Here is a 26,468-nt window from a genome sequence, read left to right as displayed (position 1 = left end):
GGTTAGCGCAAAGAGGGAGCGGTGTTTTCGAGGGGAGTCAAACCCTATTTAAATCAAAGCCCTATGCCGGAATACTTACCCTGAAGCTCACTTCGCCATTGCCCTGCTCGGCAACGATTCGCCCACCATGGGCACGGGCAATGGCGTCAGAAATGTACAGTCCGAGTCCAAGCCCATCACGGTTGCTCTGCTGGCTGGTTGTGCCCTTGAGCGGCGCGAACAGGTTTTTCAAGCGGTCTTCGCTCATCGGGGCGGCGGCATTGGCAATGGCCAAGTTCAGTTCGCCAGCACCACCACGCAGGCTTAACCGCGCACGGTTGCCAACCCCATGCTGGCTGGCGTTACCGATCAGGTTGATCACCACTTGGGCCAGGCGATCAGGGTCCAGGCTGGCCTTGAGGTTCGGTTCGATATCTCGCTCCAGGTACAGGCCTGGGTAGGCCAGCTCCGCCTCGCTGGCCAGATCTTCCAGCAAGGCGGAAATGTCCGTAGGTACCCGGGTCAAGGCCATGCCCAACCCGGCCTGCAGGCGGCTCAGTTCCATCACATGGCTGACCAGCCGGCTCATACGCCCGGATGACGTGGCGATGCTCTGGCGTAGCCTGGCGGTTCGCTGCTCGTCGCTCGACAGCATGGAAGCTGCCATGGTGATGGACTGCAAGGGGGTACGCAGGTCATGGCCCAGGGCGGCGATCAGCATCTGGCGCATGCTATTGATGTTGCTCACACGGTTGTACACCACGTTTGCGATGGCCTGGCGCAGTTGCTCGGCCACTGTGCGGTCGATACGCGACCAGGGCGTGGACTGCCCGCGCACCACCTCTTCCCAGGCTTCGAATGAACCGCGAGGGGTCAACCGGGCGCCCGAAGGGCCAATGTCCACGATTTTTTCCGGCTTGCCGCCCCAGCGCACGTTCTCTACCTGCTCGGGGCGGAACCACATGATCCAACCGTCTTCGCGCCGGTCAAAGCGCACCGCCAACACGCCGCACAAGCCCTGCTCTGGCTCAGGCTGTGCCTCAGGCCAGCGCTCCAAGGCATAGAGAGGGTGTTCGCTCAGGTAGCCTAAATAGTCATACACCCGCTTCGCCGCGCTGTCGGCAATGCCATGGAGCGTTTGAATTCGCCCCTTCAGGCACACGGCGACGTCCACGCAGTTCACTAACTGGCCCAGCCCTGGGCCCTGGCACAACGCGGCTATCAGGTCGTCCGCATCGTGCAGGTTCTCCTCAAGGGCGTGGATACGGGTCTGCGCCAGGTTGATGGCCTCACCCTCCTGGATCTGCTCCAAGCGTTCCACCAGGGCCGAGCAAATCTGCGAGACCATCTGGAACGACAACCGCACCGAGTAAGCCAAGGTTTTGGTGGAATCGTGATGGCAGGAAAACAACCCCCACAGCTTGCCGCCTACCACGATGGACACGCTCATGGAGGCATGCACGCCCATGTTGCTCAGGTATTCGCAGTGAATGGGCGATACGCTGCGCAACTCACAATAGCTAAGGTCGAAGGGGCGGCCGGTTTGCGGGTTGAGCAAGGGCTCAAGGGGCGACGGGCTGTAAGCCACGTCTGCAATCAACCGGGTCGGATTCTGGATATACAGGCGCCGGGCCTGGGCCGGAATGTCCGACGCTGGATAACGCTGCCCAAGGTAGGACACCAAGCCAGGCCGATGGGCTTCGGCCACTACCTCTCCCGAGTCATCGGAGCGAAAACGATAAGCCATTACCCGATCGAAACCCGTGAGGTCGCGGATACGCGCGGTGACTCGCGCCAGCAGCACTTGTGTGTCCTGGGCATGGCGAATCTGCGCAATGATGCGCTGGGCGTCGCCGGCCAAGTGGTAAAAGGCATTCTGGGGCAGTGATTGCGGCTCGAATTCCAGGTACATCACGCCACGGTAACGGTGCGCGATTACATCAAAGCCATTGTTGCCATGACAGTAGCGGCTGCTATCGGACCAGCCATCACTGGCGGCCAAGCCGGCCTCCACTAAGTCTGCCAGTTGCTCAAGCAGGGCAGCGGGCAAGGTTTCGCCCAGCCGCGCCTCTGCCCCCACATGGTTGTGGAAGTTCTGGCTACGGGTAAGCACCTGCCCTTGGTCACCGAGTGCAACCAAGGCGCCGTGGGGCTGAATCGAGCCCGGCGTGTGGATAGGCTCGTTTTCGCAGTTTTCTAGTGTGATCTGGCCGGGCAAAGCGTAGGGCATGGCGAGCCTATAGCGCTGGGAAGCATCCACATTAACATGCAGCGTATTGCTGTGACATCCAACCGCCGCCGGCGTGCCCTGCGCTTTGCGCCCAATGGCTCGCCAAAGGCTTGCTGAATATCCTAGTACGCCATTCATGCGTTTACAAAGAAGGTGTTTCGAACCAGTGCCTGGTGGGGGTTTCCATATCCGGGTAACGCACCCGCCACTCCCCTGACAAAAGGCCTGACATGACCTACCTAGCAGCCAGTGATCGCTACGAACGTATTCCCTATCGCCGCGTGGGCCGCAGTGGGTTGGTACTGCCCGCCCTGTCCCTGGGGCTATGGCACAACTTCGGCGACAGCATGCCCATCGACCGTCAACGGGCATTGCTGCGCACGGCCTTCGATTTGGGCATCAACCATTTCGACCTGGCCAACAACTATGGCCCGCCCTACGGCAGCGCCGAAATTAACTTCGGGCGCCTTCTGCGTGAAGATTTTCACGCGTACCGGGACGAGCTGATCATTTCCACCAAAGCCGGCTGGGACATGTGGCCCGGCCCTTATGGCCAGGGCGGAGGCTCGCGCAAATACGTATTGGCCAGCCTTGATCAAAGCCTCCAGCGCATGGGCCTGGAGTACGTGGATATTTTCTACTCCCACCGCTTCGACCCCGATACGCCGTTGGAAGAAACCGCAAGCGCGCTGGCTACCGCGGTGCAACAAGGTAAAGCGCTGTACGTGGGAATAAGCTCCTATTCCGGCAGCAAAACCCGGGAAATGGCCGCACTGCTAACGCAATGGAACATCCCGCTGCTGATTCATCAGCCGGCTTACAACTTGCTTAATCGTTGGGTGGAAAAAGACCTGCTCGACACCACTGATGAACTGGGCGCTGGCGTAATTGCCTTCACGCCTTTGGCACAGGGCTTGCTGACAGACAAATACCTCAACGGCACCCCGGCCGATGCCAGGGTTAACCAACCCGGGGGCCAGTCCCTACAGGCAGGCCATCTTTCCGAAGAAAACCTGGCCCACGTACGAGCCCTTAATGACATTGCCAAGGCCCGTGGCCAAAGCCTGGCGCAAATGGCCCTGGCGTGGACCCTGCGCGACCCTCGGGTGACCAGTGCGCTGATTGGCGCCAGCCGGCCTGAGCAGATCGTGGAAAATGTCGCAGCGTTGAGCCGCCTAAGCTTCACCGATCAGGAACTGGCCGAAATCGACCGCTTTGCGGTGGAAGGCAAGATCAACCTGTGGGAAAAGCCCTCCAGTGCCGAGTGACGTTATGACTAAGGCTTAGGACCTTAAGCGCACCGCGATACGCCCGCCTTTCATGGTGGCGGCCAGGCGAAAGGGCAAATCCGCTACCAGAAACTCCCGAGGGTGGCCTACCACTTCATTGAAAGGCAGGCCAAACCCCACCAGGGCTGTGGTGCGTTCGTCGAAGGCCGGGTGTTGCCTGGCCTGCTGGTTGTTCGGTGCGGTGGTCATACCCGGCTCTCTTGAAATCATCTCAAAAGGGGTATCGGCCGCCGCTTGGCAAAGTTTGAGGCCCGATGGTCGGGTTTGGCTTTTTTAGCGTGCTAGAGCGATACAACCCGTTTTTGCCGGGTCGTAGCGGCCCTCGAACGCTTCGTTAAACAGCCTGCTTCTAGCCTAACCGACCAGGCAGGTCACAGTGCCAATTATGGGATGACTCCAGTGTGAGTATCAGGCCAAATTCACACTAGAAAATAAACTGATTTCTCGTCGGAACTGAGTTAAAGCCACGCCCCACTTAGGCTTCAAAAGGAGGGGGACTCAATGCCTATAGGGATAGATAAATCAGTGCGGCCTGCAATAGCGGAGGTCGGCTCGCAGCCTGTCAAGCATCCGGCATTATCAGGCCTGTCACAGCGCCGGCAAGCTCCAAGTATCCTGGGTAGCGGTGGTATCAGTGATGATCACCTCAGGGTTGCGCCTTTAAAGCTCGGGCAGAATGCGCATGCAGCACCACTGCTGAGTCTACCCCCTGGCAAATTGGCCCACTCTGCCGAGACCAACGCTATAAACATAGCGTCTCCCCTTATTGCAGCCTTTAAAAGCCGTGAGCGGTTTTTGAGCCCTGAGCTACAGCAGCAACGTAGGCTTGAGCAAGAGATCTTGACGTTGCTTGATTCAAACACCAGCCTTGACGCAAACCGACTATCCCCAAAAACTTCACCGCAGGCTTCGAAGCCGCTAGGCCCCTTAGAAGATCCACAAACAGCATTGACTCCGCCGCTGCCCCTCAAAGATCCACGGCGGGGTTTGATGCCGCCGGGATCTTCAGAAAATCCACGAACAGCGTTGGCCCCACCACTGCCCCTCAAAGATCCACGGCGTGGATCGACGCCACCCCTGGGATCTTTAGAAAATCCGCGGGTTGCTTCGACACCTACGTTAGCCTCGCCCCCGCCGCTACCCTTTGAAAATCCGCGAACAGCGCCGACGCCGCCAAAGCGAACTCTGAACAACGAAACGCCCGCGCGGCCCAAGGCCGCCCCAGAGCCCGGTAAGGCAGCTAGATTGATCAATAAGCTGGCACCGGGCACCAAATTAATGAATAAGCTCACGACGTCGCCAACCCGTAAGTTGAAAAAAAAGCCTCCCCTGGAGTCGCCCTCCGGCGGCAGCGGTATGCCTACCCGCTTGACCCGCAACGCCGTGCTGGGCCTGCAGCTCGATTCACTGGACAGTCAGCGCCCTACGCTCAGGCCTGGCGCAACCATGAGCTCGTCCTGGTCAGCAACGACCGTGGCTGACAGATCTCTCGCAAAAAGAGTACTCGACAAAGTGACCCCCAGCTTCGGGGGTCACTTAAATCGTTTCTTCAAAACAAAGCCACCTGAGCTGCCTGTCGAGAACGATAAGTCATCTGTTTGGACCGAAGAGCCACCCATGCAGAACAAAGAGCCCTCCCAATGACCCCTCACCTTAAGATGAACGAGTTGCTTGCTCACCTTTCAAAGGCCTGCGGTAGCACGCTTAGTTTGGAGAACGGCGTATGCGCGCTTTATAGGGATGGGCGGGACGAAGCCGCGACGCTGGAATTCCCGCCGGGTGCCACCCAGGTATTTGTTCACAGAGCAATGCTCGACCAGCGAGTGATTACTCCAGACATCTACGAGCTGTTATTGCGCTTGAACTTTGAAGCCAACGCCATGCGCGGCTGCTGGGTGGCGATGGACAGCTATAACACCCTTCGCCTGTGTACTCAGTTTGACCCACTAACCATCAGTGGCCAGGAATTCGTCTCGACGCTAACAGGCTTTATCGCTCTGGGTCAGGAACTCGAAGCCGTATTGAGGCAGCACGCATAACGGCGTGGCCCGGCGCGGAGCCGGGCCGGTGTGAAGGGGTAAACGGCTGATAATCAGCCCGCCACCCTGCCCTGCGCTCGGCGGTGCGGAAGGCCTTGGCGACCACCTCCCGCTTGGCGGGCGCATCCGTGCCGTTGAATACAGCCCTTTCCAGGCGGTCGGCCAATGCCGGCTCCAGTTCCTCAGCGCCGCCATCGACCGGGTATTAGCGCCACGGCGCAGGGCATTGGTGCCCCTGGTTTGTTTGTCCGGTCTCACCAGGCTTTGCACCGGTAGCCCCAACAGCTCGGGCAATACGTGTTAGGCGTAGCGGCTTTTGCCGGTGCCGGGAGCGCCTGCGAGCCAATGGGCAATACGCCTGGGCGTTTAAGTGAAAACTTCGAAGCGCTTCGATCAATCACATCCACATCCCAAGCTCACCTGCTCATCCACCTCTCGATTCAAGGCAAAACCCTCATCCAGCCACCCCGTGATGCCGCCCAGCATCTCCTTGACTGCGAACCCCTGGGCGGCCAGGCGTGCGGCAGCGCGGTGTACCGCGTTGCAGTGGGGGCCGGCGCAATACACCACGAACAGCGTATCGGGTGCGTAAGCGGCCATGTGTTCAGCGGTGAGGTTGCGATAAGGCAGGTTGATCGCCCCTGGAACATGCCCCGCCGCAAACGCTTGGGGTGCGCGTACATCCAGCAATACGTAGTCCACCTCCCCTGCCTGAAAGCTTGCGTGAACATCCGAGCAGTCGGTTTCGAAGGCCAAGCGGTTGCCGAAATGAGCGAGCGCTCTCGAAGAAGCGGCGGCGGGGATTTGACTGACGAGGCTAGGCATGCTGAACGCTCCACAAAAAAGAAGCCTCACTGTATTTGCCAGGGCCCCGCCGCTACAGTGGCTGATACGACAAGCACCGGCAGGTTTCCGCCAAATGCACACGACACCCGGCACCATCGCCATACTGGCGTACGACGGCCTTTGCACCTTTGAATTTGGCATCGCCGTGGAGATTTTCGGCCTGGCCCGGCCAGAGTTCGAATTCCCCTGGTACCGACACCGTATCGTCGCCGCCGAACCTGGCCCATTGCGCGCCATGGGTGGCATACAGGTGGTGGCAGAGTGCGGGCTGGAAGGTCTGTTAACGGCAAGCACCCTTGTGATCCCCGGCTGGCGTGACCGGCATCTGCCGCCACCGGCTCCATTATTAAACGCGCTGCGGGCGGCCTATGAGCGCGGTACAAGGCTGCTGTCGATCTGCTCAGGGGTATTCGTGCTCGCCGCCGCCGGCTTGCTGGAGGGTCAACGCGCTACTACCCATTGGCGCTATACCGCTGAATTAGCTGCCCGCTACCCGGCTATCGAGGTAGACCCCGGAGTGCTGTATGTGGATGCAGGGCAGATCATCACCTCCGCCGGCAGCGCCGCGGGTATCGATGCCTGCCTGCACGTGGTGGCCCAGGACTTCGGCACGGCAGTGGCCAATAGCGTGGCCCGTCGGCTGGTCATGGCGCCCCAACGGGCCGGGGGCCAGCTGCAATTCATTCCCGCGCCGGTGGCCAAGAGTGCTCGCAATGACGTGGCACCGGTGCTGGACTGGGCTAGAAAGCGGCTCGATCAACCGCTGACCGTAGCCAATATGGCGCGCCAGGCACTGATGGGCGAGCGTACCTTCTTACGGCGCTTTACCGCCGCCACCGGCATGAGCCCAAAGGCGTGGCTGCAGTCCGCGCGCTTGGCGCTGGCCAGGGAGCTACTGGAAAGCAGCCCCCTGCCCCTGGAGCGACTGGCGGAGCGCTGTGGCTTCGGCTCGGTGGAAGCACTGCGCCGAGCGTTTCGCAAGCACAGCGGCCTTCCGCCCTCGGCCTACCGGCTGCGCTTCGGGGAGAAGGCCGGGGTACGCCCGACGCCCCAAGGGAACGTCTGTGCGCCTTTACCGGTCGGTTAAAGGGTACATCCCTGCATCGGCGTTGACGCTGGTCGTCATCAGGAGAACGCTCATGAGCTTACGTCCCTACTTGACCCCTTTGTGTTTGGCCCTCGCGCTGGCGTCTGGCACCAGCTGGGCGGCTTCGGGCAAGACCACCGAAGATACCGCCCCAGCCACGCCAGGCATGGGCGCCCCGGCCGCGACCGACGTGCCGGGGGCGGCCAATGGCGGCAATGCCCCAGTCACTAACCCTAGTGGGGCTAATGGCGCGCTGGATATGCAGCATGTCGACCCGTCCAAAACGCCAACGGGGAAGCATGATCAGCACACCACCCCTAGTAAAGAACACAAAGATAGCTCCAGGGCACCGGCCCGGCCCTAACAGGCCGAGTTGTTGACACCGAGCGCATATTATTTCAAGGAGACACCCATGAGCTTTTACAAACCTGCCCTGGCTGGCCTGATGCTGGCCACTTCACTGCTGGCAACCTCTGCAATGGCCGCTGACACGACTCACAATAAAGATGGCGTTCATACCGAAATCAGGTCGGGCGCGGCGGAAACGCCTAAATCCAATCAGGGAACCGGTACTGGAATTCTCGATACCGGCCCTGTGAAGCAGCGTAAAGAAGATCAGATGCCTGGCAAGTCGGAAAAAATGAACGACAACCAATACGAAACCGACAACACTAAGAAGAAAGGCGAAGGCGCAAACAAGTAACACGCCTACGACCGGCCAGGCGCTCGCACTGGCCGGCATCCACTGCATGCACGCTTGGATGCAGCATTACCCGTTTCGCTGTGGTCTAGGAACACTACGGCTCCGAAACATAAGGTAACAACATGCGCCGCCTCCAGCCTGTGCTCGCCCTGCTCATCACATCGCTAGCGCTAATGGTCGTGCTATTGGGGGCCTATACCCGGCTCACTGGCTCAGGGCTAGGTTGCCCTGACTGGCCTGGTTGCCATGGGCACCTCAGCGTACCGCCTGGCGCCCCTGGAGCGCCCCAAGCCTGGACAGAAATGATCCATCGCTATGTGGCCGGTGCCCTGCTGCTGCTGGTGGCAATACAGGCCTGGCTCAGTTGGCGAGCGCACACGTGGCGCCAGCCTATAGCCCTGATCATGCTGGCGGTGATCGCGGTTCAGGCCGCCTTGGGCATGTGGACCGTTACCCTCAAGGTATGGCCGCAGGTCGTGACCCTGCACCTGTTGGGTGGGCTGACTACTCTGGGGTTGGGCTACCTTCATTGGCGTCGGCTCCGCATTACCACACCGCTCCTGCCGGCATCGAAACCCGCGCGGCGTTTAGCTTGGTGTGCCCTGATGGCGCTGGTTGCCCAAGTTGCCCTGGGCGGCTGGGCCAGTACCAACCATGCCGGTGCCATCTGCCCCACGCTGCCTGGCTGCACGGGCGTGCCCTGGCAGGCCTTGGATTTTTCTAACAGCCTTCAGCTCCGGCAACCTCTCGGGCCTAGCTACCTTAGTGGCAGCCTGTCATTTGAAGCGCGGGCCGGGTTGCATATGGCGCATCGGCTGAGCGCTTTGGTTTTGACGTCGCTATTGGCGGCTTTGAGCCTGGCGCTTTATCGCCAAGGCCTGCGCCGCCACGCGGCCGTCCTCATGGCTGTAGGCCTAGGGCAAGGTGTACTGGGCGCGGTGACGGCCTTACAGGCGGCGGCGCTGCCCCTGGCGTTGGCCCATACCGCCGGTGCCGCGGCGCTAGTGCTGGTAATGGCGCAGGTAAGCCTTCGCGTGCATGGCGTGCGGGTTCAAGTTCGACAGCCTTTGCCGACTGCTCGCTGGCCCACCCCGCCCGCGCTTGTGCGCGATGCGCCGTGACGGCTGCTGATCATGGGGCAGATCTTCTCGCGCAGTGCGGACCTTTGGCTGCGCCTGACGCTGCTAGGGCTATTCGGCGGGCTTGCTGTCGTGTTCCTGTGCGCCGAGCTGCTGGCTCGCTCGGACTACACCACCCTGCGAGGCTGGACGATCGACCAGCCCATTCCGTTTTCACACCAGCACCATGTAGGTGGGCTCAAACTGGATTGCCAGTACTGCCACACCAGTGTGACCACCAGCGCCCAGGCCAGCCTGCCCCCTACCGAAACCTGCATGACCTGCCATTCGCAGATCTGGACCAACGCCGACCTGCTCGAACCCTTACGGCAGAGCCTGACCCGCAACGAGCCCCTGCATTGGAACCGCGTGGCGCAAGTGCCGGACTACGTGTACTTCCAACACGACGTGCATGTCACCGCGGGCGTAGGCTGCGTGGAGTGTCACGGCCGGGTCGACACCATGGCGCTGATGCGCCGCGCCGAACCCTTCCAGATGCAATGGTGCGTGGACTGCCACCGCGACCCGGCACCGCGCCTGCGGCCGCGCGAAGCGGTCACTCAAATGGACTGGCAGTCGCCGCAAGACCGTCGGGCGCTAGGCGAGCAACTGCTGCGCGAGTACCACATCGACACCGAAGGGCTAACCTCATGCAGCGTGTGCCACAGGTGATGCCATGAGCGTAAAGCACTTCGATCCCACCCTTGCACCCGCCGCCGCCCCGCAGCCTGCCGAGGCAGGCCATTACTGGCGCAGCCTAGAGGCTTTGAACGTGCAAGCCCTGGCCGAGCACCCGGAGCTGATGGCTCAGGCTCAGGCAGAATTTGCCGAAGCCGCCGCCCCCGACGGCATGGACCGCAGGCGTTTTTTGCAATTGATGGGCGCATCCCTGGCGTTGGGTGGGCTCACCGCCTGCGGCCCGGCGCCGGATACCGCCGTGCCTTATGTGTTCCAGCCCGAAAATACGGTACCGGGCATCGCCCGCTGGTACGCCACTTCGGTGTGCCTGGGGGGCTATGCGCAGCCGGTACTGGGGCGCACCCATGTAGGCCGGCCTACCAAACTTGAGGGCAACCCGGACCACCCGGCCAGCCTCGGACGCTGCGACGCCTTTACTCAGGCGGCCATCCTGCGCCTGTACGACCCAGACCGCGCCCCGGCACCCCGCAGCCATGGCCAGGAAAGCAGTTGGCAAGCGTTTATTGAGCACCAGCAGGGCATGGTCAGCGCGCTGGATACAACCCAAGGCCGAGGCCTGCATGTACTGATTGGGGCGAACAGCTCCCCTACCCTTGCTCGCCAACTTCAAACGCTCAAGGACCGCTGGCCGGGGCTGCGGGGGTACCGGCATGAACCTTTCGAAGGCCTGGGGTACGCCGCCACCGAAGCAGCCTTTGGTCACCCACTGGAGACCTGCCCGCACCTTGAGGCCGCTGAGTGGGTGCTGGCCCTGGACGCGGACCTGCTTGGCCCTGGCCCCTGGCAGACCGCCAATGGGTTGGGCTGGGGGCAACGGCGCAAGGCAGCCGCCGAAGGCCAGGGCGAAGCCAGGTTGATCATGCTGGAAGCCGGGTGCAGCCTGACCGGCGCCAACGCCAGCGAGCGTCGGCAAGTGGCGCCCGCCGAACTGCGCGCTTATGTACAAGCCCTCTGCGCCGCCTTGGGCGAACCTAACACCGGCGCGCCCTTGAACCAGGCCAACCAGCAGTGGGTCGCGCAATTGGCTCGGGACCTGAAAGCCCGTGCTGGCCGCTGCCTGGTCAGCGCTGGGGCCTATGCACCGTTGGACATTCAGGTGGCAGCCCATCGCCTCAATGCCCTGCTAGGTAATGTGGGCCGTACCCTGACCTACAGCGAGCCGGTGTGCCTGCTGACCTTGGCGGGCGAGCCCTTGGCTGGCCTGGCTGATTTGGTTCAGGCCATGGACGATGGTGAGGTGAATACCCTATTGGTGCTCGATAGCAACCCTGCCTATGACGCGCCTGGTGAACTGGACTTCGCCACCCGCATGGCCAAGGTGCCGCTGCGCCTCTCCGCCAGCCTCTACTATGACGAAACCGCCGCCCTGTGCCATTGGCACCTGCCCCTAAGCGACGCCTTGGACAACTGGAGCGATGCCCGCGCGGTGGATGGCAGCCTGTGCCTGCAACAGCCGCTGGTGGCACCCTTCTATAACAGCAAGGCGCTGGCGGAGATCCTCCCACTGTTTGCCGGGCAGCTTAACGCCAATGCCCGCGCCGAGGTACGCAAGACCTTCCCCGAGCTCAACGATGCCGCTTGGCGCGAAGCCCTGGAACTGGGCTACGTAAAAGGCAGCGCCTACATCCCCGTAGTAGCCGAGCTTGCTCGCGACCGGCTCTACCATGGTGTTGAGCCCGGTCGCGGCCAAGGCCCGCCGCTACAGGCGCCACCTCCCCCCGTAGCAGCCGAGCTTGCTCGCGACCGGCTCTACCACGGTGTTGAGCCCGGTCGCGGCCAAGGCCCGCTGCTACAGGCGCCACCTCCCCCCGTAGCAGCCGAGCTTGCTCGCGACCGGCTCTACCACGGTGTTGAACCCGGTCGCGGCCAAGGCCCGCTGCTACAGGCGCTACCTCCCCCCGTAGCCGCTGAGCTTGCTCGCGACCGGCTGTACCACGGTGTTGAGCCCGGTCGCGGCCAAGGCCCGCTGCTACAGGCGCCACCTTCCCCCGTAGCAGCCGAGCTTGCTCGCGACCGGCTCTACCACGGTGTTGAGCCCGGTCGCGGCCAAGAGGAGCGGCCAGAGGAACCCCCAACTACCGGCTTGCAAGTCATCATTCGCCCCGACCCTTGCCTTTGGGATGGCCAGTTCGCCAACCTGGCCTGGCTACAGGAGCTGCCCAAACCCTTGAGCAAGCTGACCTGGGCCAACGTAGTCGCGGTAGCACCGGCGCTGGCCGAGCGCCAGGGGCTGCGCAATGGCGCCCTGGTGACCTTGGCCGTGGGTGACCAGGCCGTGACCGGGCCGGTATGGCTCATGCCGGGGCAACACCCTGATACCGTGGTGCTGTACGGCGGCCACGGCCGCCATCGAGCAGGTAAGGTGGCCGACGGTGTCGGCTTTTCCATTACGCCTTTGCAAACCGCCCGCGCTCCATTCCAGCGCAGTGGCGGGCAGTTGACTGCCACCGGCGAACATCAAGCCCTAGCCAGCACCCAGATGCAACATGACATGGGCCATACGGCGTTGATCCGCCGGTTCACCCAGGAGCAAGCCGCGGCGCCTGCCCCCGAACCTGTCATGCAGCCCTCGCTGTACCCGCCGATTCCTGCCAGTGACACCCGCTGGGGCATGTTGATCGACCTGGACCAATGCATCGGCTGCAACGCCTGCGTGGTGGCCTGCCAGGCGGAGAACAACATTCCCGTGGTAGGCGTGGAAGAAGTCGCTAAAGGCAGGCAGATGCACTGGCTACGGGTGGACCACTACTACCAAGGCACGCCTGATGCGCCGACCTCGCACTTCTTGCCCGTGCCCTGCATGCATTGCGACCAAGCCCCGTGCGAAGCGGGCTGCCCGGTCAATGCCACGGTACACGGTACGGGCGGCCTCAATGAAATGGTCTACAACCGCTGCATCGGCACCCGCACCTGTTCCTCCTTCTGTCCCTACAAAGTGCGGCGCTTCAACTGGCTGGACTGGACCGCCGATGATGCCCCCGCTACCAAAGCCATGCGCAACCCAAACGTGACGGTACGGGCAAGGGGCGTGATGGAAAAATGCACCTACTGCGTGCAGCGCATCAGCGAAGCCCGCATCACCGCCCGCAAGGAGGGCCGCGCCGTGGCCGATGGCGAAGTGGTCACCGCCTGCCAGCAAACCTGCCCGACCCAAGCGATTACCTTCGGCAACCTGGCCGACAGCGCCAGCCGCATCAACCAGGGCCGCGCCTCGGCCCGCCACTACGGGCTGCTGGAAGAGCTCAACACCCGCCCCAAAACCACCTACCTGGGTGAAATCGCCGATGGCCCTGCCGGCACGGAGGCCAGCTGATGGCTAACACGCCCCACTTCCTGCCCTTGGATTTGCCTGCCCATGCCGTTACCGCGCAGGTGATGGACATTCCTTTGCATTTCACTCAGCGCAGGCGCTGGTGGTATTTGCTGGGGGCGTGCTCGGTATTGCTGGGCATCTATGGGGTGGCGGTGATTGTGTTATTCAGTCGCGGCGTGGGGGTGTGGGGCAATAACACGCCGGTGAGCTGGGCCTTTGACATCCTCAACTACATCTGGTGGTTGGGCATCGGCCACGCCGGGACCTTTATCTCCGCCCTGTTGCTGTTGCTGGAGCGCCCCTGGCGAAATTCGCTAAACCGCCTGGCGGAGCTGATGACCCTGATGGCGGTGTGTTGCGCCGGGTTGTACCCGATCATGCACTTGGGCCGGCCACAATATTTTTACTGGATCGCGCCCTACCCCAGCACGCTGGGCCTCTGGCCCCAGTTCAAAAGCCCCACGGCCTGGGACTTTTTCGCTGTGCTGTGTTATTTGCTGGTATCGCTACTGTTTCTGTATATCGGCGCCATCCCGGACTTTGCCTCTGCCAGAGACCGCGCCAAGCACCGTGGCCAGCAGGTGTTCTATGGGGTATTGGCCTTGGGTTGGCGCAACGCGGCCAGCCACTGGCGCTACTGGCGCCAGGCGTATCGGCTAATCGCCCTGCTGGCGGTGCCCCTGGTGTTTTCAGTGTCCAGTGGTTATTCCTTCCTGCTCAACCTGGGCCTGGCCGCCGGCTGGCACTCCACGGTGTTCCCGCCCTACTTCGTGGCTGGCGCGGTGTTCTCAGGGTTCGCCCTGGTAGCGTTGCTGGCCTGCGGCGTACGCAAGCTATTGTTGCTGGAGAACCTGATCACCGACCGCCACCTGGACATGCTAGGCCGGTTGATTCTGGCCACGGGCTGGATGACTGCCTATGGCTACCTGGCCGATATCTTTATGGCGTTTTATTCCGGCGAGCCCCAAGAAATCGAGGTAACGCTCGCACGCATGGTCGGCCCCACGGCGTGGAGCTTCTGGCTGGCCATTGTTTGCAACGTAGTGATACTGCAAACCCTATGGTGGCCCTGGGTGCGCCGCCACGCGGGCTGGCTGAGCCTGGTCGCGCTGGCGGTGCTGCTGGGCATGTGGTGCGAACGCTTTATGTTGCTGGTTACCCCCCAAACCCGGGACTTCATGCCCTCGGCCTGGAGCGATGCTTATAGCCCCAGCTTCTGGGAAGTGGCGCTGTTTATCGGCACCTTTGGCATCTTTGGCGTGCCTTTCTGCCTGTTTCTGCGCTTTGTGCCTATGGTCTCGGCCTTTGAAGTCAAAGAGGCGCTGCACCACGCGCGGGAGGCCACATGAGCGCCCCGGCGCAACCCTATGGCCTGCTGGCCGAGTTCAGCGACGCCCAGGCACTGATCGATGCCTGCCACGAGGCGCGGGTGGCTGGCTTGACGCGTATGGAAGCCTTTAGCCCCTTCCCCTTGGAAGCCCTGGACGCGCCCCTAGGCCTTGGCAATAGGCGTATCGCCGCCTTTGGCATTATCGGTGGCCTGGTGGGGGCCTGTTGTGGTTTTGGCTTACAGGCATACGCCAACGTGGACTATCCCTTGAACATCGGTGCCCGGCCATTGATCGCGCTGCCAGCCTTTACCGTCGTAACCTTTCTGTTGGCGGTGCTGTTTGCGGCAGTGGCGGCGGTACTGGGGCTGTTGGTGCAGTGCCGCTTGCCCCGGCTGCACCACCCTTTATTCAACGCCTCGGCCTTTAATGGGGCCTCCAACGACCGCTTCTTGCTCTGCGTGCTGGTCGAGGACCCGCGGTTCGACCTGCAACACACCCAGGCCTGGCTGGCGGGCCGGGCTCTCTACGTGACTGAGGTGTGGCCATGAGAGGCTGGGCGTTGGTGTGCGGCGCCTTGGCCGTGGTGATAAGCCTCAGTGGTTGCGACAACCTTGAGCGCCAGCGCAAGGCCCGAGACCAGGCCGCCAGTGACTTCTTCCCCAACGGCCAGGTACAGCAGCAACCGCCCCCCGGCACGGTCGCCAGGGGCGATGGCCAACGCAGGGCTCAGCTCAGTCAACGGCCCCCGCTTACTGAAGAACTGCTCGAACGGGGACGCGAGCGCTACCAGGTGTTTTGCACCCCGTGCCACGGCCAGGCCGGTGATGGCCACGGTACCATCGTCGCCCGCGGCTTTCCTGCACCGCCAGACTTCACCGAACCGCGATTGCTGGCCGTGCCCGATGGGTACTTTGTTAACGTGATCACCAGTGGTTACGGCCAGATGTACAGCTATGCCTCACGGGTGGCGCCGGTAGACCGCTGGGCCATTGCCGCCTACATACGCGCGTTGCAGCTCAGCCGCCACGTGCCCGTGGAGCAACTGCCCGCCGAAGACCGCCAGGCCCTGGGAGAGGCGCCATGACCAGTCGCGCGCGGCTAGGCCTGGGTGTCACTGGCCTGTTACTGCTAACTGGCGCGCTACTGGACGGCCGTGGGGTGATGGCTGCGGCCCTGAGCGCGGCGCTGGCCTGCGTTACCTTGCCCCTAGGCTGCCTGCTGTGGGCGTTGATGCTGCCGTTGATCCGTGGCCAATGGCAGGCCGGGCTTGCCCCGGCGTTGAACGCGGGCCTGGCCAGCCTGCCTTGGGCCTTACTGGGGCTATGGGTTCTACTACCCGCCGCCTGGCTGCTCTACCCTTGGAGCGAACACCCCAGCGATGGCTTTCGAGGGGTGTGGCTGCACCCGGTGAGCTTCATACTGCGGGCCCTGGCATATGCCGTGCTGTGGGGGTGGCTGGCCCGACGAGTGCGTGCCGGCAACGGCCAGGTTGGCGCAGGGCTGGGGCTGATCCTGGCGGTGCTAAGCTTCTCGGCTGCCGGCATTGACTGGTGGCTGAGCCTGGATAAAGAACTGGCGTCCACGGTATTCGGGCTGTTCTTCGTCACCCGCGCGCTACTGATGGGGCTGGCCTGGGCGGGGCTTAATGGTGGTGAAGAGAACCTGCGCCTAGTGCGCGCCTTGCTGCTCGGCACGGTGCTGTTTTGGGCGTACCTGCACTTTATGCAGTACCTGGTGGTGTGGGGCGGCAACCTGCCACGGGAAATCCACTGGTACTTGGCGCGTTCCCGCCAGGGCTGGGGTGCGGTGGGTCTGCTGCTGATAACCACCCAGGCCCTACTGCCGTTGGTGATGTTGGCCCTGCCTTGGGGCAAGCGGCCCCAGGTGCTGCGCTGGGCCTGCGGCTTGACGTTATTCAGTGCGCTGTTGGAAAGCGCCTGGCTGGGCCTGCCTTCGCTAGGGTTGGCCCCCTCCCTTTGGTTACCCATAGCTGGGCTGGGCTGGGCCGGCGCGATCACCTGGCTGACCCAGCGAGGGCACCGCGATGAAGCCTGAACCGCAACAGGTTGAGCCGGATGCCATCTCGGTGCGGGGCATTCTCTACGCCGGTGCCGGGGTGCTGGTGACCCTGCTGGTCAGCGGCGCGGTGATCGGCGTGATCATGCATTACTACCCCATCATCTATGAGCGCCACCAGCCGCCGCTGACCGAGGTCGAGCAACAGCGCACGCCCCCACCGCGCCCGCGCCTGGAGGTCAACAGCCCGGCCGAAGGCGCTCTGGTCGTGGAAGCTGGCAAAGCCAAGCTGCAAGGTTACGGCTGGGTGCCCGGTCAGGCGGGCGTTGCGCATATTCCTATCGAACGGGCCATGGCGTTGCTCAAGGCCCGTGGCTGGCCCCAGCCCCAGCGAGGCGCCACGCCATGAGCCGGGCCTGGTTGTGGGTCCTCCTCGCGCTGTTCTCAAGCGCTGCCACCGCGGCGCCTGCCAGCGGCGGCCCCTTTGCCGGGGCGGGTGTGCAGGATCACTTGGGAGCAGCGTTGCCGCTGGATGCGCCCTTCGTGGACCAGCACGGCCACCCTGTGACCCTGCGCCAGTACAGCGGCAACGTGCCGATGATCGTGGTGCCGGTGTATTTCACTTGCCCCAATGTGTGTTCGGCCCAACTGGCGACCTTGTTTATGCTGCTCGATGCCTTGGGCTATCAGGCAGGGCAGGATTACCAACTCATTGCCTTTAGCTTCAAGCCTGAGGAAACCGCCGCCGACGCTGCCGCCCAACTCGATGCCCTGGCCCGGCGCTGGCCGCTGCTGGCCAATGGCACCGGCGTGCACTTTTTGGTAGGGCCCCAGGCGTCCAGCGCCGGGCTGGCTCAGGCCATGGGGTTCGAGTACCGCTTTGACCCGCAGTTGGGGGAATATGCCCATACCTCGGCGGTAGCCACGGTTACGCCACAGGGCACACTGGCCCGTTGGTTGTACGGGTTAGGTTATCAGGCCGGGGACCTACGCCTGGCGGTTACCGAAGCCGGCCAGGGGAAGGTGGGCAGCTTGGGCGACCAGCTATTGTTGCTGTGCTTCCACTATGACCCCCGCACCGGCGCCTACGACAGCCTGGTGGTGCGCACGCTACAAGTAGGCGGCGTATTGACCTGCCTGCTGCTGGCCGGGGGCATTGCCCTGGCGGTGATTCGTGAACGCAAGAGGGCCGGCGGGTGAACGGGATATACGAATACCTCTGGCCGGTTGCAGGCTCGGCGTATGCCAGCCGGGTGGATTGGCTAGTGATGACCTTCACCGGCGTGATGCTGCTGTTTGTGGTGCCGGTGGTGGTGTGCCTGATCTGGTTCAGCCTGCGCTACCGTGAAAGCAAAAACGTTCCCCGGCACAGCGCCGCCTTGGGCAACCACAAGTTGGAAATCGCCTGGATCGTCATCCCCTTCATTGCCGCCATGATCCTCTTTGGGCTGAGCGCACGGTTGTTCTTCGAAGCGCGCACGCCCCCCACGGACGCTTTGGAAATCCAGCTCACCGGCAAGCAATGGATGTGGAAATTCCAGCACGCCAGCGGCCAACGTGAGCTTAACGCGCTGCACGTGCCCGCCGGGCGGCCGATCAAGCTGAACATGATTTCCGAGGACGTCATCCACAGCTTTTACATCCCCGTGATGCGGGTAAAACAGGACCTGCTGCCGGGCCGTTACACCCAAATGTGGTTCCAGGCCGACCAGCCCGGGACCTATGAGGTATTCTGCGCTGAGTTCTGCGGCACCGACCATTCGGCCATGCTGGCCAAGCTGGTGGTGCAAACCCCGGCGGACTATACCCGGTGGCTTGGGGTGGCTGAAGCGCCTGGCAGCCTGGCCGAGCAGGGCGAAGCGCTGTACCAGCACATGGGCTGCAGCGGCTGTCACGGGTCCGCCGCCGCCGTGCACGCGCCCAAGCTCGAAGGCCTTTACGGCCGCCCGGTCCCCTTGGCTGACGGTAGCACCGTGACCGCCGACGCCGCCTACCTGCGCGACTCGATCCTGCTGCCGCAAAAGCAGGTGGCCGCAGGCTACGCACCGATCATGCCCACTTACAGCAATGTGCTGGACGAAGAGGCGGTCGTGCGCCTGGTGGCGTTTATCCAATCTTTAGGTAACACGGAGCCCGCTCAATGACCGCCCCCACCCCTGCCCCCAGTTATCTCGAGGCCGGCCACAGCCTGCGTTCCTGGTTGCTGACCACCGACCACAAGCGCATCGGCGTGCTCTACATGCTGGCGGTGACCTTTTTCTTTTTCATCGGTGGGCTGGCGGCAGGGGTGATCCGGGTGGAACTGCTGACCCCGGACGGGGACGTACTGTCGTCGGACGGCTATAACCGCGCCTTCACCCTGCACGGGGTGATCATGGTGTGGTTCTTCCTGATCCCGTCCATCCCGTCGGTGCTGGGCAATTTCCTGATACCGCTGATGATTGGCGCCAGGGACATGGCCTTGCCGCGGCTCAACATCGCCAGCTGGTACCTGCTGATGGGTGGCGGCCTGTTCACCTTGTTTGCGTTGTTGGCGGGCGGCGTGGACACCGGCTGGACCTTCTACACGCCGCTGTCGACCATGTTCAGCAACGGCCATGTGGTGGCGGTGATTGTTGGCGTGTTCGTGACCGGGTTCTCGTCGATCTTTACCGGCATCAATATCGTAGTAACTGTTCACACTATGCGCGCGCCGGGCATGACCTGGTTCCGCCTGCCTTTGTTCGTATGGGCGCTCTATGCCACGTCGGTGATTTTGATTCTGGCCACCCCAGTGCTGGCGATTACCCTGGTGCTGGTGGCCGCCGAACACCTGTTCAAGATCGGTATTTTCGACCCGGCCCTGGGGGGCGACCCGCTGTTGTTCCAGCACCTGTTCTGGTTCTACAGCCACCCAGCGGTGTACATCATGCTGCTGCCGGGCATGGGTGTGGTCAATGAGCTGATCACCTCGGCGGCCCACAAGCGGATTTTCGGCTACGGCTTCGTGGCGTTTTCCAGTATCGCCATCGCCATTTTGGGCTTTATGGTGTGGGGGCACCATATGTTCGTGGCCGGGCAGTCCATGTACGCCAGCCTGTTGTTCTCTCTGCTGAGCTTTTTGATCGCCATCCCCTCGGCGATCAAGGTCTACAACTGGACCGCGACCCTCTATAAAAGCCGCCTGGTGATCACCGCGCACTTTCTCTACGGCTGCACCTTTATTGCGCTGTTCCTGCTTGGCGGCTGCGCCGGGCTGTTCCTGGCATTGCTGGCCGCGGACCTGCATGTGCACGACACCTATTTCGTGGTGGCGCACTTCCACTACATCATGGTGGGCGCGGCCGTGTCGGCGTTCTTCGGTGGCCTGCACTTCTGGTGGCCAAAGATCACCGGGCGCATGTACCCGCAAACCCTGGCCAAGCTGGCGGCTGTGCTGATCTTCCTAGGCTTTAATCTCACCTTCCTACCGCAGTTCATTCTTGGCTACGAAGGCATGCCCCGCCGCTACCACCAGTACCTGCCGCAGTTCCAGGTGCTCAACGTGCTTTCCACCGCCGGTGCCGGGGTGCTGGCGGTTGCCTATATGCTGCCGTTCGGCTACCTGCTGTGGTCCTGGTTCAAGGGGCCAAAGGCCGAGGCCAATCCCTGGAAGGCCGCCGGGCTGGAATGGAAAGTCGCCTCGCCGCCACCGGAACATAACTTCGAGCGCATCCCGACGGTGGACTTCGAGGCCTACGATTATCCCCCGGAGGCCACCCATGGCCGGGATTGAACGGCCCATCACCGATCAGTTCGTCAGCGCGGCCCAGCACCGCGAGGCGGTGCAGCAAGGGATGTGGCTGTTCCTGGCCACGGAAACCATGATGTTCGGAGTACTGCTGTTCGCCGCCACCTATGTACGCCTTGGCCACCCCGCAGCCGTGGCCGAAGCCGTGGCCAAGCTGCATTACCTGCTGGCCGGTGCCAACAGCGCCTTGTTACTCACCAGTAGCCTGGCGGTAACCCTGGCCCTAAGGGCTGCCCGAGCAGGCCGTAAGGCCGGCGTGATTCGCGGTTTGCTGGTGGCCAGCGCCCTGGCGGCGGGTTTTCTGGTGCTCAAGGGCTTTGAGTACCACAGTGAGTTCAGCGAGCACCTGCTGCCTGGCCAGGCCGACAACCCCTTGCAAGCACCTCCGGCACGAATGTTTATAGGGCTGTACCTGGTGATCACCGGCGTACACGCCGTGCATGTAACGGTGGCCATCGCGCTAGCCCTTGCCTTGTGCTGGCGGGTGCGCGCCGGCCGGTTACCACTGCCCGAGCGAGCCCTGGTGCTGGATACCTTTGCCCTCTACTGGCACGTGGTGGATGTGATCTGGCTGTTCGTGTATCCCACCCTCTACCTGATCGGGCGGCCCCTATGAGCCTTACGCGCGTGCTATTGGCCTATGCCGCCGCCCTGTTGTTGCTGGGCCTGACTATCGCTATCAGCGTATCGCCCCTGCCCTGGCGGCCGGTATGGATGTATGCCTGCGCCGCCTTTGAGGCCGCATTGCTACTGGGGTGTTTCGTGGAGCTGCAGCGCAGCAGCCCCTTGGTACGACTGTTTGCGCTGGGCGCGCTGTTCTGGTTCGTGATCCTGTTCGGGATCGGCTTGATGGACCTCAGCTGGCGGTTACAGGGGGGTTGAACTGCCCCCGGGGCACCCCGCGCTACTCTACGTGCCGGTCCAGCAACCCATTGACCACCATTTGCAATTCGGCCACCTGAAAGGGCTTGGCCAGCAAAGGCACGCCTGGGAAGCGTTGACGGGCCTCATCACAGTTGTAGCCGGAGGCAAACGCGAAGGGAATGCCCCGTGCCTGCAACAGCTGGGCCACGGCAAAACTGGGTTCGCCATTGAGGTACACGTCCAGCAACGCAATATCGAAAGCGCCGCTTTGCGCAAGCCAGTTAGCGGCCTCAAGGGATTGAGCCACTTCAACACGCTGCTCGACCCCAACGGTCTCGAACAGGCTCTCCAGGAATAGCCCTATCAAGGCATCATCCTCCACCACCAATACCTTCAGGTGGCGAATGCGATCAGCCCAGTGGGCGCCAGATGCTTTCATAAACACACTCAGCCGCGTCCATACAAGTCACGCCAGTCGTGCTGGCGGGCTAACGCTACGGGGCCAAGCGGGATTTGTCGAGCAACCGTTGGCTCCCACCAGGAATCGCGTTTTCGCGCCAGGCTGCTATTCAACCTAAAAATAGCCAGTCGATGCAGGGAGCCATGCGCTATTGCTGTGGATTCGTCTAGCCGTCTTAGCCCTGTTTCTTCGTAGGAACCTACAAGCGCTTCTGACGACCAGGAACCTTACAAGGAGGTGATCCTCTAGTCTGAAAACCTGGCCTACTCACACGGGTTTATCTTGGAAAGCGATGAAATAACGATGGGCGCGGGTTAAGCGTGGAATCGCCAGGCCCGCTCGACCGACGATCTCACCTTCCATTTTGTCTCGGGCTTAAAGCCCAGGCCTTGGGCCACAGCCTTCGAAAGCCGGCGAATTCCGTTCTTCAGAACCTTTCCGTTTTGACATCTTTGCAACGCCGCTCTATATAGATGCAACCTTTTCAACACGCAGGGTGCACTTCATGGAATCAAGCAACCCTGGTCAGTCTCGGCAGTCGGCCACTGAACGTAAGTTCCTTACCTCTCCAAACCGTTTCGATATCCCGCCCCATCGCCTGAGCCTGGCCATCGTGCTGGCCCTCGGCAGCTTGGCCACCGCGCCGGCTAGCCAGGCGGCGGGCAGTTGTGCGGCGGGCGGCACCACGGTCATTAACAGCGCGCAAAGCCAGGGGTGCAACCTTGGCAGCGGTGCCAGCGTGAGCATCACGCCTGCCGGCGCAATTACGCCCGCCAGCGGGCCGGCGGTCAGCGTAGAGAACATCACCGCGCGGGGCATCCTCAACCAAGGCCTGCTGAGTGGCGGCGATACGGGCGTGGTCGTCCGCCAAGGCGGGCTCAGTGGCGGGCTGGTCAATGCTACCGGCGGCACCATCGTCGGCCCCTCCTCAGCGGTGTTGATCGAGAACAGCCGCATCGACGGCGGCATTGGTAACGCGGGCACCCTCACCGGCTCGTTGACCGTGCGCGACAGCCAGGTCACCGGTGGCCTGGACAACAGCGGCGGGATCGAAGCCAGCCAGGATCACGCCATTGGCCTGTTCGGCAGCACCTTGACCGGGGACCTGAAGAACAGTGCGTCCATTGAAGCCGGTACCGCCCTGCACCTGGATGCGACGCGCCTCGAAGGCTCGCTGATCAACGCGGGGGATTTGGCCGGCGGCAGCTACCCGCTGCTCGTCAGCAATGGCTCGGTCATCACCGGCAACCTGATCAACAGTGGCACGCTCTTGGGTGATACCCGCATCGTGGACAGCATGATCGAAGGGGCCTTTATCAACACCAGCACCGGGAGGCTAAGCAACAACCCGACCGCGCTGACCATCTGGAACACCACCATCGCCGGCGGGATCATCAACCACGGCACCATTAGCTCGGGCTCCGGCATCTGGCTCGACAACGATGTGCTCGGCGGCTTTCTCAACACCGGCACGTTGGACGTGAGCAGCGGCGACTTGTCCATAGACAGCACTACCATCAACGGCGATCTGGTCAACAGTGGCAGCATCGTGTCGTCCGAAGTGGGTTATGGCGATATCTCCCTTTACCGGGGCCTGGTCACTGGCGACGTGGTCAACAGCGGCAGCCTGGACGCCGGTAACGTTGGCAGCGCCATCCGGCTTTGGACTGGTCAGCGTGTCCAGGGCGATGTCATCAACACCGGCGACATCATCGGCTACACCGGCTTCGACCTGGCTAACGCCGAGGTCGATGGCGGCCTCTACAACAGCGGCGTGCTCAACGGTGTCGACCGTGACAGCCGCCGGGAAGGCATCGGCGTGTCCATCGTCGACAGTACGGTCCACGGCAGCATCGACAACAGTGGCACCCTCAAAGGCCGTGCGCAGGCGGTGGTGGTCAAAGGCTCGACACTAGGCGGCAACCTGGTCAACAGCGGCGATCTCCTCGCGGCCAAGACCGCCATCTTGCTGGAGAACAGCAGCCTTCGCGGCAGCGTGCTGAACAGCGGGGCCCTGGGCGTGGACCATGACCTCGACGTGGACATCCTCGACCCCGAAGCCAGCGCGATTACGCTACGCAACGCCAGCGCGAAGAACCTGGTAAACAGCGGCAGCATCGAGGGCAACCGCTACGGGCTCAACCTCGAAGAGAGCCATTTCATCGGCCGCATTACCAACGAGGCCGGCGGCACCCTGGCGGGGGCGGCGGGTGCCATTCGCCTGCTGGGCGGCCAGGTCGATGGCGGTATCGTCAATGCCGGCCTACTCAGCGGCGGCGATACGGCGCTGCTGCTCGATGGCACTCAGGTCACCGGCACGCTGCGCAACGCCGGAACGATCCAAGCCGGCGCCGGCGGCCGCTACGGCCTACGGCTGGCGAACGCTACCCTGGGCAGCGAATGGGTGAACAGCGGGCGCATCGCCTCCAGCGCCACCGCCGTGAGCGTCGAACAGTCCACCCTCGCCGGGCCACTGCGCAACCTGGGGGAAATCGTCGGCAACCGTGTTGGCCTGCGTATCACCGACAGCACCTTGGCCGGTGGCCTGGTCAACGCCGGCACTTTGTCGGGGCGCAGCTATGCGCTGTACGTGGACCCTTCCAGCGCCCTCGCCAACCTCTACATCGCTGGCGGCGACACGGCCCGTTTCCGGGGCGCGGTCTATGCACCCAACACCACTGCCACGCTCTACAGCAATGCCACCTACACTTTGGCGGCCCGGGACCAGTGGACGGTGGCCAGCTTGGTCAACCGCGGCACCCTGAACCTGGCCGCACCCTCGGCCCGCGCGGCCACCCCGGCCACCGTCAACGGCGACTACAGCCAGCGCGCCGGTGCGGTGCTGCGTACCCAGGTGCTGGATCAGACCCACTACGGCAAGCTAGTGGTCACCGGTACCGCCACCTTGCCCAGCAATGCCCGCTTCGACGTGGACGTGGCCAACGCCAACCAGCCGTTCAAGGTCAGCCAACTGACCGACGTCCTCAGCGCGGGCACTCTCGCCTCCAACGGCACCTTCGCCGTCAGCGGCAATTCGGCGCTGTTCGACTTCGGCGCGGTGAAGGACGGCAACACCGTGGACCTCACGCTCTCCGCCAAAGCCGCCAACGGCGTAAGCCGCGCGGCCAGCGCCGCTGGCCTGACCCAGGCCAAAGGCCTTGCGCGGGTGCTGGACGCAGAACTCGCCAAGGGCAGCGCCAGCGCCCTCACGCCCTACTTCGTCTCCGCCAGCAGCAGCGTCCAGGTCGCCAGCGCGGTGACCCAGACCTTACCGATGGGCAATGCCAGCCTGCGCGCCAGCCAGGCTGCGCTGGGCGAAATCAGCCAGGCCTTGCAAGATCGCCTGGTACCCGCTGCCGGCGAAACCCTTAGCCTGCGGCCCACAGCGAGCCTCTGGACCAAGCCTTTCACCAGCCTGGCCAGCGGCGGCCATGGCAGCAGCGGCAACAGCGGCCAGGTCATCGGCCTCGACAGCCTGGTCGCCCCCGGCCATCGCGTGGGCCTGGCCTTCGCCTACGCCAACGGCGACACCCAAGGCGATGCCCTCAGCGCCGCCCAAGACAGCCGCCTCGACCTGTGGCAATTCACCGGCTACAACGCCTACACCCTGGCGCCCGACACTGAACTGATGCTCTACGCCGGCGCTGGCCACGGCACGGTCAATGGCCAACGCAGCCTGGCCCTGGGCGGCGCCAGCGGCAAAGCCCGCGCCGAGTACGACAGCCTGGCTACCACGGTCGGCGCCAGCCTTGGCCACGCCTACACGTTGAGCGACAGCACCCGGCTGACCCCCGCCTTGCGCCTGGACTACAACCACATCCACGAAGACGCCTACCGCGAACGCGGCAGCAGCGCCGTGTCACCACTGCTGCTGGCCGTGGACGCGCGCGAGACCTACCAGCTCGTCGCCGGCCTCGACGGCCGCTTGGAGCACCGCTTCGCCGACGCCCTCGGCGGCACCGCCAGCCGCCTGCAACTAAGCCTGGGCGTGGGCTACGACCTGATCAACGACCCCGGCAGCGTCAGCGCCCGCTTCGCCAGCGCCTCTACCCAACGCTTCAACGCAACCGTCAACGAGGCAGATCCCTGGTTGATGCGCGCGGGGTTGAGTTTGGTGACGCCGCTGACAGCCAGCGGAGCGGAGTTGTCGGTGAGTTATAGCGCGCAGACGCGGAGTGACTATAACGAGGCGGCGGGGACTGTGAGGGTGGTGGTGCCGTTTTAGTAGGGCTTTGGGGCGCCCATGCCGCTGGGGGGCATGGGCGGCTCCGTCGAAGGCGCCCGTCAGTGCGGGCAGGCAGGTTGATGACGGCTGTGATTATCTGATTGATCTTGTCCAGGCCTGCCTTAGGCCTTGCGCCGTCGCTGACCATCAGCGACCGGGTTTGGCGACCCGACACGTTAGGCGCAACAGTGCAACTCTTGCGCAAGCAGGTGCCCAGGCGCACAGCTTTTGCGTGTTATGGCGGCTGTGCGTGGGAGGCCCTCGGGCCTGCCGGGGCGTAACGTCCCGGTTCGCCAACCTGCGTACAGCCGCCACTCATTCGTTTGGCGATGAAGGCTGGTGGCTCCTTTCAACGTTAGGAGCTTTATTATGTTTGCCCGTTTGGTTTTCGACGCTTTGCCCTTGGCCTTTACTTGGGCACCCTGTAGTGGTCAACAATTCCCGGACACAGAATTAAGTTTTTCTTCTGCTACAGCCGGCGGTACGAAGCCGTTGTGCTG

The 26,468-nt window shown here is 63.0% G+C and carries 23 protein-coding genes; 19 read left to right on the top strand and 4 right to left on the bottom strand.

The annotated features are described in order from the left end of the window. Positions 1 to 61: 61 nt before the first annotated feature. Positions 62 to 2,209: a GAF domain-containing protein gene (locus ACWKV4_RS06275; RefSeq protein WP_483831224.1), complete on the bottom strand. Its 2,148-nt coding sequence runs from the start codon at positions 2,207 to 2,209 to the stop codon at positions 62 to 64. A 230-nt stretch (positions 2,210 to 2,439) separates the two neighbouring features. Here ACWKV4_RS06275 and mgrA point away from each other — a divergent pair, with 230 nt between their 5' ends. After that, positions 2,440 to 3,477, top strand: a complete 1,038-nt coding sequence (gene mgrA / locus ACWKV4_RS06270; RefSeq protein ID WP_483831223.1) for an L-glyceraldehyde 3-phosphate reductase — start codon at positions 2,440 to 2,442, stop codon at positions 3,475 to 3,477. Positions 3,478 to 3,492: 15 nt separating this feature from the next. On the opposite strand, the gene ACWKV4_RS06265 is transcribed toward mgrA, so the two are convergent. Further along, positions 3,493 to 3,687, bottom strand: a complete 195-nt coding sequence (locus tag ACWKV4_RS06265) for a hypothetical protein (RefSeq protein WP_483831222.1) — start codon at positions 3,685 to 3,687, stop codon at positions 3,493 to 3,495. Between the two features lie 1,451 nt (positions 3,688 to 5,138). Here ACWKV4_RS06265 and ACWKV4_RS06260 point away from each other — a divergent pair. Then, complete coding sequence (locus ACWKV4_RS06260; protein ID WP_483831221.1) at positions 5,139 to 5,537, top strand: type III secretion system chaperone; 399 nt, start codon at positions 5,139 to 5,141, stop codon at positions 5,535 to 5,537. Positions 5,538 to 5,930: 393 nt separating this feature from the next. On the opposite strand, the gene ACWKV4_RS06255 is transcribed toward ACWKV4_RS06260, so the two are convergent. Beyond that, complete coding sequence (locus tag ACWKV4_RS06255; protein ID WP_483831220.1) at positions 5,931 to 6,362, bottom strand: rhodanese-like domain-containing protein; 432 nt, start codon at positions 6,360 to 6,362, stop codon at positions 5,931 to 5,933. A 94-nt stretch (positions 6,363 to 6,456) separates the two neighbouring features. Between ACWKV4_RS06255 and ftrA the strand changes: the two genes are divergently transcribed. The 16 genes from ftrA (at position 6,457) to ACWKV4_RS06175 (ending at position 21,301) form a co-directional block, all read left to right on the top strand. Further along, positions 6,457 to 7,470 carry a transcriptional regulator FtrA gene (ftrA, locus tag ACWKV4_RS06250; protein ID WP_483831219.1) on the top strand — a complete coding sequence of 338 codons (1,014 nt, stop codon included), beginning with the start codon at positions 6,457 to 6,459 and terminating at the stop codon, positions 7,468 to 7,470. 52 nt (positions 7,471 to 7,522) lie between these two features. Then, entirely contained in the window at positions 7,523 to 7,834 is a 312-nt protein-coding gene (locus ACWKV4_RS06245) for a hypothetical protein (protein WP_483831218.1), read from the top strand. A 48-nt stretch (positions 7,835 to 7,882) separates the two neighbouring features. Continuing rightward, entirely contained in the window at positions 7,883 to 8,173 is a 291-nt protein-coding gene (locus ACWKV4_RS06240) for a hypothetical protein (protein WP_483831217.1), read from the top strand. 122 nt (positions 8,174 to 8,295) lie between these two features. Further along, on the top strand, positions 8,296 to 9,294 hold the full coding sequence (locus ACWKV4_RS06235) for a COX15/CtaA family protein (RefSeq protein WP_483831216.1): 999 nt from the start codon (positions 8,296 to 8,298) through the stop codon (positions 9,292 to 9,294). A gap of 12 nt (positions 9,295 to 9,306) precedes the next feature. Continuing rightward, on the top strand, positions 9,307 to 9,963 hold the full coding sequence (locus tag ACWKV4_RS06230; protein ID WP_483831215.1) for a cytochrome c3 family protein: 657 nt from the start codon (positions 9,307 to 9,309) through the stop codon (positions 9,961 to 9,963). A gap of 4 nt (positions 9,964 to 9,967) precedes the next feature. Further along, the gene (locus tag ACWKV4_RS06225; protein WP_483831214.1) at positions 9,968 to 13,303 is read left to right on the top strand and encodes a TAT-variant-translocated molybdopterin oxidoreductase; all 3,336 of its coding nucleotides are present in this window, start codon (positions 9,968 to 9,970) and stop codon (positions 13,301 to 13,303) included. Then, positions 13,303 to 14,652, top strand: a complete 1,350-nt coding sequence (gene nrfD / locus ACWKV4_RS06220) for an NrfD/PsrC family molybdoenzyme membrane anchor subunit (RefSeq protein WP_483831213.1) — start codon at positions 13,303 to 13,305, stop codon at positions 14,650 to 14,652. Before ACWKV4_RS06225 ends, nrfD begins: the two co-directional genes overlap by 1 nt. Beyond that, positions 14,649 to 15,182, top strand: a complete 534-nt coding sequence (locus ACWKV4_RS06215) for a DUF3341 domain-containing protein (protein ID WP_483831212.1) — start codon at positions 14,649 to 14,651, stop codon at positions 15,180 to 15,182. Before nrfD ends, ACWKV4_RS06215 begins: the two co-directional genes overlap by 4 nt. After that, complete coding sequence (locus ACWKV4_RS06210) at positions 15,179 to 15,718, top strand: c-type cytochrome (protein WP_483831211.1); 540 nt, start codon at positions 15,179 to 15,181, stop codon at positions 15,716 to 15,718. The genes ACWKV4_RS06215 and ACWKV4_RS06210 overlap by 4 nt, the downstream gene beginning before the upstream one ends. Beyond that, the gene (locus ACWKV4_RS06205; RefSeq protein WP_483831210.1) at positions 15,715 to 16,689 is read left to right on the top strand and encodes a hypothetical protein; all 975 of its coding nucleotides are present in this window, start codon (positions 15,715 to 15,717) and stop codon (positions 16,687 to 16,689) included. Before ACWKV4_RS06210 ends, ACWKV4_RS06205 begins: the two co-directional genes overlap by 4 nt. Continuing rightward, positions 16,679 to 17,059: a hypothetical protein gene (locus tag ACWKV4_RS06200; protein ID WP_483831209.1), complete on the top strand. Its 381-nt coding sequence runs from the start codon at positions 16,679 to 16,681 to the stop codon at positions 17,057 to 17,059. The genes ACWKV4_RS06205 and ACWKV4_RS06200 overlap by 11 nt, the downstream gene beginning before the upstream one ends. Continuing rightward, positions 17,056 to 17,850, top strand: coding sequence for an SCO family protein (locus ACWKV4_RS06195; RefSeq protein WP_483831208.1), 795 nt, complete (start codon positions 17,056 to 17,058; stop codon positions 17,848 to 17,850). The genes ACWKV4_RS06200 and ACWKV4_RS06195 overlap by 4 nt, the downstream gene beginning before the upstream one ends. Further along, on the top strand, positions 17,847 to 18,794 hold the full coding sequence (gene coxB / locus ACWKV4_RS06190) for a cytochrome c oxidase subunit II (RefSeq protein WP_483831207.1): 948 nt from the start codon (positions 17,847 to 17,849) through the stop codon (positions 18,792 to 18,794). The genes ACWKV4_RS06195 and coxB overlap by 4 nt, the downstream gene beginning before the upstream one ends. Continuing rightward, a complete protein-coding gene (locus tag ACWKV4_RS06185; protein WP_483831206.1) occupies positions 18,791 to 20,404 on the top strand; it encodes a cytochrome c oxidase subunit I in 1,614 nt (537 codons plus the stop codon). Before coxB ends, ACWKV4_RS06185 begins: the two co-directional genes overlap by 4 nt. Beyond that, positions 20,391 to 21,035, top strand: coding sequence for a cytochrome c oxidase subunit 3 (locus ACWKV4_RS06180; RefSeq protein WP_483831205.1), 645 nt, complete (start codon positions 20,391 to 20,393; stop codon positions 21,033 to 21,035). Before ACWKV4_RS06185 ends, ACWKV4_RS06180 begins: the two co-directional genes overlap by 14 nt. Then, complete coding sequence (locus ACWKV4_RS06175) at positions 21,032 to 21,301, top strand: hypothetical protein (RefSeq protein ID WP_483831204.1); 270 nt, start codon at positions 21,032 to 21,034, stop codon at positions 21,299 to 21,301. The genes ACWKV4_RS06180 and ACWKV4_RS06175 overlap by 4 nt, the downstream gene beginning before the upstream one ends. Positions 21,302 to 21,323: 22 nt before the next feature. Here ACWKV4_RS06175 and ACWKV4_RS06170 read toward each other — a convergent pair whose 3' ends face one another. Then, the gene (locus ACWKV4_RS06170) at positions 21,324 to 21,722 is read right to left on the bottom strand and encodes a response regulator (RefSeq protein WP_483831203.1); all 399 of its coding nucleotides are present in this window, start codon (positions 21,720 to 21,722) and stop codon (positions 21,324 to 21,326) included. Between the two features lie 526 nt (positions 21,723 to 22,248). Here ACWKV4_RS06170 and ACWKV4_RS06165 point away from each other — a divergent pair. Beyond that, positions 22,249 to 25,968: an autotransporter domain-containing protein gene (locus ACWKV4_RS06165; RefSeq protein ID WP_483831202.1), complete on the top strand. Its 3,720-nt coding sequence runs from the start codon at positions 22,249 to 22,251 to the stop codon at positions 25,966 to 25,968. Positions 25,969 to 26,468 lie beyond the last annotated feature (500 nt).

The sequence above is a fragment of the Pseudomonas artemisiae genome (genome assembly GCF_057128685.1).
The sequence above is the reverse complement of the archived record's forward strand: the minus strand, read 5'-3'. Positions and strand labels throughout refer to the sequence as shown.

Coding starts and splice junctions, on each gene's coding strand:
- ACWKV4_RS06180 (WP_483831205.1), top strand. CDS start 20,391: ATGGCCGGGATTGAACGGCCCATCACCGATCAGTTCGTCAGCGCGGCC.
- ACWKV4_RS06205 (WP_483831210.1), top strand. CDS start 15,715: ATGACCAGTCGCGCGCGGCTAGGCCTGGGTGTCACTGGCCTGTTACTG.
- ACWKV4_RS06165 (WP_483831202.1), top strand. CDS start 22,249: ATGGAATCAAGCAACCCTGGTCAGTCTCGGCAGTCGGCCACTGAACGT.
- ACWKV4_RS06215 (WP_483831212.1), top strand. CDS start 14,649: ATGAGCGCCCCGGCGCAACCCTATGGCCTGCTGGCCGAGTTCAGCGAC.
- ACWKV4_RS06225 (WP_483831214.1), top strand. CDS start 9,968: ATGAGCGTAAAGCACTTCGATCCCACCCTTGCACCCGCCGCCGCCCCG.
- nrfD (WP_483831213.1), top strand. CDS start 13,303: ATGGCTAACACGCCCCACTTCCTGCCCTTGGATTTGCCTGCCCATGCC.
- ACWKV4_RS06245 (WP_483831218.1), top strand. CDS start 7,523: ATGAGCTTACGTCCCTACTTGACCCCTTTGTGTTTGGCCCTCGCGCTG.
- ACWKV4_RS06170 (WP_483831203.1), bottom strand. CDS start 21,722: ATGAAAGCATCTGGCGCCCACTGGGCTGATCGCATTCGCCACCTGAAG.
- ACWKV4_RS06230 (WP_483831215.1), top strand. CDS start 9,307: ATGGGGCAGATCTTCTCGCGCAGTGCGGACCTTTGGCTGCGCCTGACG.
- ACWKV4_RS06235 (WP_483831216.1), top strand. CDS start 8,296: ATGCGCCGCCTCCAGCCTGTGCTCGCCCTGCTCATCACATCGCTAGCG.
- ACWKV4_RS06240 (WP_483831217.1), top strand. CDS start 7,883: ATGAGCTTTTACAAACCTGCCCTGGCTGGCCTGATGCTGGCCACTTCA.
- mgrA (WP_483831223.1), top strand. CDS start 2,440: ATGACCTACCTAGCAGCCAGTGATCGCTACGAACGTATTCCCTATCGC.
- ACWKV4_RS06210 (WP_483831211.1), top strand. CDS start 15,179: ATGAGAGGCTGGGCGTTGGTGTGCGGCGCCTTGGCCGTGGTGATAAGC.
- ACWKV4_RS06195 (WP_483831208.1), top strand. CDS start 17,056: ATGAGCCGGGCCTGGTTGTGGGTCCTCCTCGCGCTGTTCTCAAGCGCT.
- ACWKV4_RS06275 (WP_483831224.1), bottom strand. CDS start 2,209: ATGCCCTACGCTTTGCCCGGCCAGATCACACTAGAAAACTGCGAAAAC.
- ACWKV4_RS06260 (WP_483831221.1), top strand. CDS start 5,139: ATGACCCCTCACCTTAAGATGAACGAGTTGCTTGCTCACCTTTCAAAG.
- ACWKV4_RS06185 (WP_483831206.1), top strand. CDS start 18,791: ATGACCGCCCCCACCCCTGCCCCCAGTTATCTCGAGGCCGGCCACAGC.
- ftrA (WP_483831219.1), top strand. CDS start 6,457: ATGCACACGACACCCGGCACCATCGCCATACTGGCGTACGACGGCCTT.
- ACWKV4_RS06200 (WP_483831209.1), top strand. CDS start 16,679: ATGAAGCCTGAACCGCAACAGGTTGAGCCGGATGCCATCTCGGTGCGG.
- ACWKV4_RS06255 (WP_483831220.1), bottom strand. CDS start 6,362: ATGCCTAGCCTCGTCAGTCAAATCCCCGCCGCCGCTTCTTCGAGAGCG.
- ACWKV4_RS06175 (WP_483831204.1), top strand. CDS start 21,032: ATGAGCCTTACGCGCGTGCTATTGGCCTATGCCGCCGCCCTGTTGTTG.
- ACWKV4_RS06265 (WP_483831222.1), bottom strand. CDS start 3,687: ATGACCACCGCACCGAACAACCAGCAGGCCAGGCAACACCCGGCCTTC.